Annotated in this window: 7 protein-coding genes, 2 tRNA genes and 1 pseudogene; 5 read left to right on the top strand and 5 right to left on the bottom strand. The window is 36.4% G+C overall.

All coding sequences use genetic code 11. The features are described from left to right. Positions 1-726 (top strand): DnaB-like helicase C-terminal domain-containing protein (locus tag BN67_RS10280; protein ID WP_019223993.1); only part of this gene is annotated, 726 nt, incomplete at its 5' end. 240 nt (positions 727-966) lie between these two features. Here BN67_RS10280 and BN67_RS10275 read toward each other — a convergent pair. The 4 genes from BN67_RS10275 to rplU form a co-directional block, all read right to left on the bottom strand. After that, a tRNA-Ser gene (locus BN67_RS10275) sits at positions 967-1,056 on the bottom strand. Between the two features lie 474 nt (positions 1,057-1,530). Continuing rightward, positions 1,531-4,035: a phosphoenolpyruvate--protein phosphotransferase gene (gene ptsP, locus BN67_RS10270; RefSeq protein ID WP_019223992.1), complete on the bottom strand. Its 2,505-nt coding sequence runs from the start codon at positions 4,033-4,035 to the stop codon at positions 1,531-1,533. A 1,245-nt stretch (positions 4,036-5,280) separates the two neighbouring features. Further along, on the bottom strand, positions 5,281-5,550 hold the full coding sequence (rpmA, locus tag BN67_RS10265; RefSeq protein ID WP_019223991.1) for a 50S ribosomal protein L27: 270 nt from the start codon (positions 5,548-5,550) through the stop codon (positions 5,281-5,283). A 12-nt stretch (positions 5,551-5,562) separates the two neighbouring features. Then, complete coding sequence (rplU, locus tag BN67_RS10260; RefSeq protein WP_019223990.1) at positions 5,563-6,057, bottom strand: 50S ribosomal protein L21; 495 nt, start codon at positions 6,055-6,057, stop codon at positions 5,563-5,565. 297 nt (positions 6,058-6,354) lie between these two features. Between rplU and BN67_RS10255 the strand changes: the two genes are divergently transcribed. Beyond that, positions 6,355-6,444: transfer RNA gene (locus BN67_RS10255), tRNA-Ser, on the top strand. Between the two features lie 201 nt (positions 6,445-6,645). On the opposite strand, the gene BN67_RS10250 is transcribed toward BN67_RS10255, so the two are convergent. Further along, positions 6,646-7,044, bottom strand: a complete 399-nt coding sequence (locus BN67_RS10250) for a DNA adenine methylase (protein WP_156791667.1) — start codon at positions 7,042-7,044, stop codon at positions 6,646-6,648. A gap of 430 nt (positions 7,045-7,474) precedes the next feature. Here BN67_RS10250 and BN67_RS14640 point away from each other — a divergent pair, with 430 nt between their 5' ends. The 3 genes and pseudogenes from BN67_RS14640 to BN67_RS10230 form a co-directional block, all read left to right on the top strand. Next, positions 7,475-7,876, top strand: a complete 402-nt coding sequence (locus BN67_RS14640; RefSeq protein ID WP_202802740.1) for a Fe(II)-2OG oxygenase family protein — start codon at positions 7,475-7,477, stop codon at positions 7,874-7,876. Between the two features lie 36 nt (positions 7,877-7,912). Next, a pseudogene (locus BN67_RS15445) lies at positions 7,913-8,658 on the top strand (TSUP family transporter). Positions 8,659-9,190: 532 nt separating this feature from the next. Further along, a partial coding sequence (locus BN67_RS10230) for a hypothetical protein (RefSeq protein WP_019223986.1) occupies positions 9,191-9,541 on the top strand: 351 nt, incomplete at its 3' end.

Below are 9,541 nucleotides of genomic sequence, written 5' to 3'. Positions count from 1 at the left end.
ATCAAAGATCCCTCGCAAGACCATGCAGAAGGGATTATTGGCTTTTTCTCATTGGAAATGTCATCAGAACAACTTGCAACCCGTATTATCTCTGAACAAACAGAGGTCTCTTCTTGTGATATTCGACGAGGCAATCTCTCAGAAGAGCAATTGAGCAAAATTATTCGTGCAACGCATCATTTACAAAAAATACCCCTTTATATCGACCAAATTGGTGGTATCTCCCTTGCCCAATTATCCGCCCGTGCAAGGCGTCTCAAACGCCAACATGGTTTGGGTGTCTTAGTCATTGATTATATCCAGTTAATGACAAGTAGCGCAAAACGTTCTTCAGAAAACCGCGTTCAAGAAATCACAGCGATTACCATGGAGCTTAAAGCTTTGGCAAAAGAACTCAATATCCCCATTATTGCTCTTTCACAGCTCTCACGCCAAGTTGAAAACCGAACAGATAAACGTCCCCAGCTTGCCGATCTACGAGAATCAGGTTCCATTGAACAAGATGCCGATGTTGTGCTGTTTGTTTATCGTGGAGAATATTATCTCAAAAATGAAGCACCCAAAGGAGGCTCCCTTGAGTATAGTAAATGGCAAGAGGCAATGGAGAAAGCCAAGGGCAAAGCTGAGGTTATTATAGCCAAACAACGTCATGGTCCGACAGGCGTCGTTCCTCTTGCCTTTCAATCCGATTTTACACGCTTTAGCAATCTGGAAGAGAGAAGATAATCGGTAATATCTTAGAAAAAATCCAAGAGGCTCTCACCCAAAATTATGCATCTTAAAACGCCCTTTGAAAGACCTTTGAAGACCCTTTGAAAACCTCTTTAATTTTTTTAAAAAGACGTGAATTTTAAAAATGAATTGCTGCAAAACCTAGTGTCAAATTCTGCAAAACCTGCTGACAAGCTACAGACAAGCTACATACAGCTACAAAAATCAATAACTTACAGCGCTATAAAAGCGCTGTGGCGGAGAGAGAGGGATTCGAACCCTCGATATGGTTTCCCATATACACGCGTTCCAGGCGTGCGCCTTCAACCACTCGGCCACCTCTCCAGAGCTTTGCACTATACCCAGAAAGAAATAACGTGCAAGCTTAAACTATACATTGAAACCCCAAAAAACAATTTATTTATCAAAATAGTACGATGCTTGTTGAATAACAAACACATCTTTTTTCTTTAGAAGACAATTTTTCCATGGGTAATCATCAAAACACAAGAACTGGATCATCATAAATTTGCAATTTTTATGCCTACCCTCACAGCTTCTCACACCTAAAGAATACTATCTTAAAATTGATATGCTGCTCATATTTTCTTAAAATAAAATCATGAAATATTGCTCTTCATCTATTATCATGCACTGTATGCAAATAAGCAGGATAAATAATGCCATTCATTTCTTAATCTTTACAGTTAGAATGTAATTCACGCGGATAATAAATGTCATTTCAATAAAAATGATTTATAATATAACGACTTGACGAAATTAATTAGGACTGACAAATTTTCCTGAAAGTTGCATGCATTACATGATACCGTTTCTAAGAGCACGTACAGCTTGTGCAGTTTCGCACTGTAATGCTTTTTGGGCTAAAATTTTCATATCTTCAAGGCTATGTGTCTGTAAACACGCTTTAACTGAAGAAATATCACCAGATATCATGGAAAGTTCATGAATCCCCAATCCAGTTAAAATCATTGCTGCAAAAGGGTCTCCAGCCATACCACCACACACGCTAACCCAACATTTATGTTTTTCTGCACCTTGAATTGTCCGATGGATCATGCGTAAAACTGCTGGATCAAGACTATCAGCTTCAGAAACAAGATAAGGGTTCTGCCGATCAACAGCCATTGTATACTGCGTTAAATCATTCGTTCCAATCGAGAAAAAATCAACATAAGCACTCAAAACATCTGCCATAATTGCAGCAGCCGGAACTTCAATCATAACACCGATTTTTAATTTTGGTGCATCAATATCGTTGCTAATTTCTTCTGTAATCTTTTTTATCGCAAAAATCTCTGAAACAGACATAACCATTGGAAACAAAATCCATGGATCCCCACCCTCTTTTGCTGCTCGATACAAAGCACGCAACTGAGGAATCAAAAGATCACGCCGACGCAACAAGAGCCGTGTTCCCCGAACACCTAAAAAGGGATTATCCTCTTTAGATAAATGTAAATGTGTAACTTGTTTGTCCCAACCAATATCGAGTGCACGAACAATTAATGGTTTATCTCCTACGGCTGTAATCATTGCTCGGTACACATAAAATTGTTCTTCTTCATTAGGAATATGTGGACTATCCAAAAACAAAAATTCTGTCCGCATGAGACCAACACCTTCAGCTCCCAAACTGAATGCAACTGGAATTTGATTTGCGTCATTGATATTAGCCATGATACGAATCTTTTGACCATCTGTTGTTTGCATTGGCAATTTATATGCGCGTCTTTCATTGTCATGCTTTTGTGTAATAAGATTCATATGCTTTTGTGCATCTTCAACATCTTCAGGAGTAGGATCAAGATAAAGGAACCCATTATCGCCATCAATGATAGCCTGAATATTATAGTCAATGTCTAAAAGATCAGCGCCTGTAGCAACAACCATTGGAATACCAAGAGTGCGTGCCAAAATAGCGGTATGAGACAAGGGACCACCCCATGCCGTTGCTAATCCTTGAATTTTTGTACAATCAAGCTGAGTGATATCAGAAGGAGAGAGATCATCTGTAACGAGTATAATATCATGCGGAATATCATCTAAAAAGAATGATCGATATGATGGATGAATTTCGCCTAAAACACGGCGACCAACATCAATGAGATTCACAGCACGCGCTTCTAATAAAGGATTGTTTACCTTAGAAAACATGTCTGCAAATTGCCCAATTGCTTTATTCCAAGACCACGCAACACCATGACCTTCTGCTATAAAACGAAAAGCTTGCGCTATCAGATTTTCATCTTCAAGCAAAATCATTTGTGCAGAAAAGATTGCAGCAGAATCCGCTCCCATACGCATTGTAATGTCAGCAATAACGGATGCCATTTTATGTTTCGTTTTTGTAAGAGCACTTTCAAGACATGTGGCACCAGCTACAAAATCTATTGGATCATCTATGATAGAAACATCATTTTTTCGTAAAATAAAAATTTTGCCGGAAGCCAGCCCTGAACTTGCTCCAACCCCAGAAATGCCTTTTTGTCTGTAACGCGGATACCAACTATGAAAAATCTTTGTTTGAGATTCTGTTTCTTTCGCTATACATTTTTCATTGATACTTACTTTCTTCACGACAGAAATTACATTTTTGAGAAGTTGCTCACCTTCTGCAGCATCAGTCGAAAAAATGAGAACATCACCGTTTTTTGCTCCTAATTGCAATAAACCAATCAGATTTTTCATTTCAACGGTATACTGACCATGGTGAACTCTGATAGAGCTTGAAATTTTTTTTGCAAAGTCAGCCCAAAGAGAAGCTGGACGTGCATGAAGACCGCTTGGATAATCTAAAGTCCATTTCTGAGATATTGAAAGATCATCTCTAAAAGTTTTTTCCATCTTCATGTGATGATCAAAAAGAGTTGTCATAATTTGTTGTTTGTCTACTGTTGTCAAAAGTGCTTCAAGTCGTTCTTTATCAAATAAAAGAGGAGTCAATTGTTTGCGAATTTGTGTGTAGCGATCTGGAGAAGCTGCAATGGCGATAACTAAACGTGCTTTATTTCCTTCCCACCATTCAACACCAGCAGGAATCTGTATAACAGCAATAGCATCTCTGATAATCAAATCACAACTTTCAACCATTCCATAGGGAATTGCTATACCATTTCCAAGCCAAGTATTCGTGATTTCTTCACGTTTTAGCATGCTTTCTAGGTAACATTTATCAATTGCACCAACTTGTACAAGCAATTCAGCAGCAGCATGAATCGCGTCATTTTTATGGTCAAAAGCAGCTGCCAGTTGTACAGACTTTATAGACAAAATTTCACTATCATCAAAATCTGCATTCATTGCGTTTACTTCCTCAGCGCTCATAATGAGTTTAAACCATCTTACATTTGAATATGAAGATGTTTGATAAATTTTATTTCAAAACTGTATTTTTCAAAATACAAAGTACAAAGAGCACCATAATTTTTCTTTGTTATATGAGCTATAATCTCATGAGACGTTTCAACATCGCAATATAATCGATCAAATGATTTCAAGTATCACCACTCCTAGGTGAAAAAGTATCATAAGAAAATATGATTTTTACTCTATTTCACAAAAATCAATGCCTCAATCTTTACAGACCTCATGAATTGAAAAGCTGTTTTAAAAAATGCTCTTACCATCTCGCGTTACTCGATATCATTTGGTCTGATTCTTCATAAAAGAAAATAACGCCCCAACCATCTGTAATTTCATTGATATTTTCACTGTTTTCCCTCCAATGAAGCAATCCCCTTTTGCTTCTTTTTCATGTAGTACATGATCACAAATCTTTACACGTAATCTGCACTCTTAAAAATCTGCGGAGTTGACTATCTTATGATATAAAATCCTTAAGATAAAACCTTAACGATATTGTAAGCTTTCCTTTCTCAAATAAAGATCACAACCACAGAGTATTCCTTGTTACATACCAGCAAAGAAATATCTCTTCTAAAAAGTGACATTCTCAACATTTAAAATTAAAAAAGCTTCACACATGATCTTCATTTTTAGGTGGTTTGAAAACAATATCAGCAAGATACCTCAGTAAATAACACTCTCCCTCAGCTTTTGCTTTTATACGACAGAGTTTACTTTCATAGTACCTCAATAATAGACAGCCCCTAAAATACAATTTATGTAACGGATTGTACGCCAGCTGTTGAATACAACTTCACTCTAAATTTATTGAAATCTCCCCCACCGCACATCTCGTGTAAAAAAACTGGTAAATACTCTTCTATCCATATTCTTTTTCTCTTATACAAACAATCTTACCCGTAACTAGGAATATTACAAATATCCAAAAACGGGGATAGATTCACCAAAATAGTTGCACAAAGACTCTCCAAAACGACTCTAAAATTTTCGAAAATAAATGGCTTTTTCTATCACCATACACCGCTTATCAGTAAGTCTCATCACCTCAATATTTTCAGTTCCAGTTATATCATAGAGAACAAAAAAGGAAAGATAGCATCCTACCTTTCCTTTATCATGTTAAAGAATTTCAAAACTGAAATTCAACAAAATACGGGTCTATTGCAGAAATAATATAGCTTATTTCGTTGTTTCTACGACCGGAATAACGGAGACATATGAACGATTACTCGCTTTCTTACGAAAAGAAACAGTTCCATTTGAAAGTGCAAAAAGGGTGTGATCTTTCCCAATACCGACATTGTCACCAGGGTGCCAGCATGTACCACGCTGACGAACAATAATATTCCCTGCGATAACAGCTTCACCCCCAAACTTTTTAATACCAAGTCGTTTCGACTCTGAATCACGACCATTACGCGAGGAACCACCAGCTTTTTTATGTGCCATGAATGTTCTCCTTTAATCTTCTTTATTCTTTGATGAGGCAGCAGTTTTCTTCTGCACTGTAACTTTTTTTTCAGTTGTTTTCTTACTCGCCTTCTTAACAGGAGCAGCTGCGCTCACTTCTTTCGCAGCTTCTTTTGAAGGAGCAGATTCCTCTTTTTTAATTGGTTTTTCTGCTGCTTTTTTAGGCTTTGAACCACCCATTAAAATTTCTAAAATACGAAGTGTTGTTACTTCTTGGCGATGTCCCCGTGTGCGCTTTGAATTTTGACGACGACGCTTCTTAAATGCAATAACCTTACGTCCACGCGTCTGCTCTACAATTTCAGCTGTCACTAAAGCATCTGTGACAAAAGGGGCACCAATAACGGCATTCCCTTCTTGTCCAACCATCAAGACATTACTCAATTCGACAACATCACCAGTATTGCCAATAATTTTTTCAACTCTTACCTTCTGGTTAGCAACAACGCGGTATTGCTTCCCACCGGTTTTAATGACTGCGAACATTTTTTATCCTTTCGTTCACTCCAGCTCTTATTTAACCTCTTTTTTGTAAATGTAAGAGAAAATAGGCTGCTTTTTATCAGTCTTTGATAATCCTCAACGGAAGGATAAAAGCACCTTCCCAAACAAAAATATGCGCAGATTTCTCCACGCTTATACTTTGCATATATGACTATGACGGAATTTCTATTCTTTGTCAATAAAGTCCTGCAAAAAACAAAAAAGGGTTGTATGAAAAGCAATAGAAGGTTATCTACCCGTCGGACACTAAAATGGTGTGAGATTATTGCACTTTTGTCAGGAGAGATGGCTGAGTGGTTGAAAGCACCGCACTCGAAATGCGGCATAGAGGCGACTCTATCGGGGGTTCAAATCCCTCTCTCTCCGCCATTGACATTTTCCAAACTCATCTACGCTAAAATCGCCCTGGCCGTTACAGCTGTAGCTTGTCAGCAGATTTTGCATAATTTGACACCAGGTTTTGCAGCAATTCATTTTTAAAATTCACGTCTTTTAAAAAAAATTAAAAGGGTTTTCAAAGGGTCTTCAAAGATCATTTAAAGCCCCTTTAAGGCAGCTTTTTCTCCTTTACTAAAAATCGCAATTTGAGATGATAATCTCTTGAGCCGGAGTCGGCTTATTTGATGAAGAGCAGGTATAAGAAGTGGTGACCTCTTTTATCTTAAATGGGCTAAAGCTTTTGCGGATCGCGGGCACATCATTGAGAGACAGAAGAAACTTCCCCTTTAATTGTGCAAGCAGTGCGGACATCCTTTGATAATCCTCTCGCTTAAACAAATCCTTTCCATAGTAATCCTCAGCACCCCAATAAGGCGGATCAAGGTAAAACAAGGTGTTCTTCCGGTCATAGCGCCTGATAAACTCAAACCAATCTAAATGTTCAATAGTCACACCTGCTAAACGACGGTAAATAAGCTTTAAGGAGGCTTCATTAAATATTATAAAAGAATTTATACAACAGAATATCAGTTTTTTTGTCGTAAATAGTTTTCCGTCACAAGATAATGCCCCGCCTGTTCCTTATTCTCTTTTACCCGTGGATGAGTTAGAATAAAGAATTTGAGGTCTTAAAATTAGCTGCTCGCTCTCAAATTTTATTAGCACTGATTAACCAAATTGCTTTTGCATACGACATTGATAATTACGGAAAAATTACTAGATTAGTCGCTAATTTTAAGGGGGAAGGCTTAAATGAGATTGAGGTAAAAGAAAATGTTGACAAAAGCTCACATTCGGAGGTTTCATTAGGTGCCCACACTAAAGCGTCTTATTACACAGCATTAGAAGTTAAAGACGAACATTCTCCTGCCCTTCTTCCCTAATTTTAACAGCCTTGTGAAATCCCTTATCTGAACCAACGAGTGTGATCCCCATCGAAGATATACTTGGTAAATTGACATTGGATGAGATTTTTGCTTTAACTACACCTAGTTTTGATTTTACTAGAAGTGAAACTTTTACTGACGGTAAAGGTTCTGGAGGTTCAAAGACCCCAATATTAAAAATAAATAAGCATGGAATATATGGTGTAAAGTATAATTCATATAGGTTTACAGTAAATGATCAGGCTTCAGATTTTATTAAAGCGAGTTTTTCAAAATTTGAAAGAATAGTTGTAAATTCCAAGCCATTTAAAATTAATCTTAATTATAATTCGACTTTAATTATAAACAATACTAGGGCTACACATTGTCGAGATATTGTTAAGGATAATCGCAGACTGCTTATAAGACTATTCGGTTATCGTGATGATATTGATTATATTGAAATACAAAAAGAGCCACTAATCGTTAAAGGATAACGATGGATCTATATATTTATACTCGCTATAGTTGCAATGGTTGCCGGTTTTATTGATGCAATAGCAGGCGGTGGTGAACTCATAACTCTACCCGCTTTATTGCTGGCTGACGTGAATCCAGTTGCAGCTATAGCAACAAATAAGCTTCAGGCGGCTTCTGCGACATTATCGGCAACGATCGTTTTTGCTAGAAAAGGACTGATCGAGTGGAGGCAAGGTTTGCCGATTGCTGGAATGGCATTTTTAGGCGGGGTTATTGGTGCTGTTTGTGTAAGCTTGTTGCCAAAATCGGTTCTAACGACTTCTGTTCCTATTGTATTAATAATAGTTGCTATATATTTTGCAAAATCATCTAAATTAGATGAAATTAACGGTAAGCCAAAAAATTACTTTTTTATTTTTGGATTGTTAATTGCGCCCATCTTAGGCTTTTATGACGGTATATTTGGACCAGGAGTGGGCTCATTCTTCTTAATAGGTTTTATTATTTGTTAGGAATGAAATTAATCACTGCAATGTCCTATACTAAATTATCTAATGTTTCTTGTAACTTAGGTTCTTTATTTGTATTCCTTTTTAATGGGGCTATTATATTTCCTATTGCCCTTGCAATGACAATAGGAGCCGTAATCGGAGCACAAATTGGCGCAAGATTTGCTGTTAAATTTGGATCTAAACTTATTAAGCCCTTATTGATTACGATTAGTATAACAATGGCTTTGAAGCTTTTGTTGGATTCTACTAATTTTGTCAGTGATTTTTTTAAAACAATTTTTTATTAAATTAATTTAAAGGCTTAAGCGATAACAAAGTTATTTACATTTTCCATTTTGAGTAGAAATAACATTAATAGATTTTAGGGATTTAAGCATAAGTATAGACGGAGCAAGCTATATGATTATTTATAGAGATTCTACGAAATCTGCCTAACCATGAAACAGAAAAGGTAAAGCGACCTAAAAATTGTAAACAACTAGAAATCTCCCTAGACCTCAAGGTATTATAGTAATGTGCTTTTTATATAAAAGAGTTAAGTTTGAAAATGAGATAATTGCAATCAGAGAATATAAGGCTAATTCAAAGTCATTGGTTTTATTTGTACATGGTGCTGGCTCCTCAAATCAAAAATTATTTGAACCTATTTGCAAATATTTGCAAGCTAAGCACAAGCACTGTCTTTCTTTTGATTTTTCGGGGCATGGTGATAGCAGCAATTACGCGATTTCATCAATTAGCAAAAAAACACGGCAATTGAAAGGGGTATTAGATTTATAGCAAGGAAATTATGATTATATAAGTATATTTGCTTTTAGTATGGCAGGGAAAATAATTTTAAATGTACTTCCTGAATATGCGAAAATAAAAAATTCAATTTTATTTGATCCAGCTTTTTATTCAATTGATGCATTTAATTTACCATTTAACTCTGAATTTAGTGATGCTATTAGAAAAACTAAAAGTTGGGAGCATAATAATTCTGCAATACAGTTACAAAAATTTTATGGTGATATTTTGTTGTTTAAATCTGATAATGACAGCCTTATACCTCAAGGTGTTTTTGACTGCTATAAAAAACACGCTAATAATTGTTTAGAAGTGATTATAAAAAATTCTCCTCATACATTAGGTAGTTGGTTTAGTGAAGATATTAGGAGATTCGAACAC

This window comes from Bartonella rattaustraliani AUST/NH4 (genome assembly GCF_000312565.1).
GTDB classification, from domain to species: domain Bacteria; phylum Pseudomonadota; class Alphaproteobacteria; order Rhizobiales; family Rhizobiaceae; genus Bartonella; species Bartonella rattaustraliani.
The sequence above is the reverse complement of the archived record's forward strand: the minus strand, read 5'-3'. Positions and strand labels throughout refer to the sequence as shown.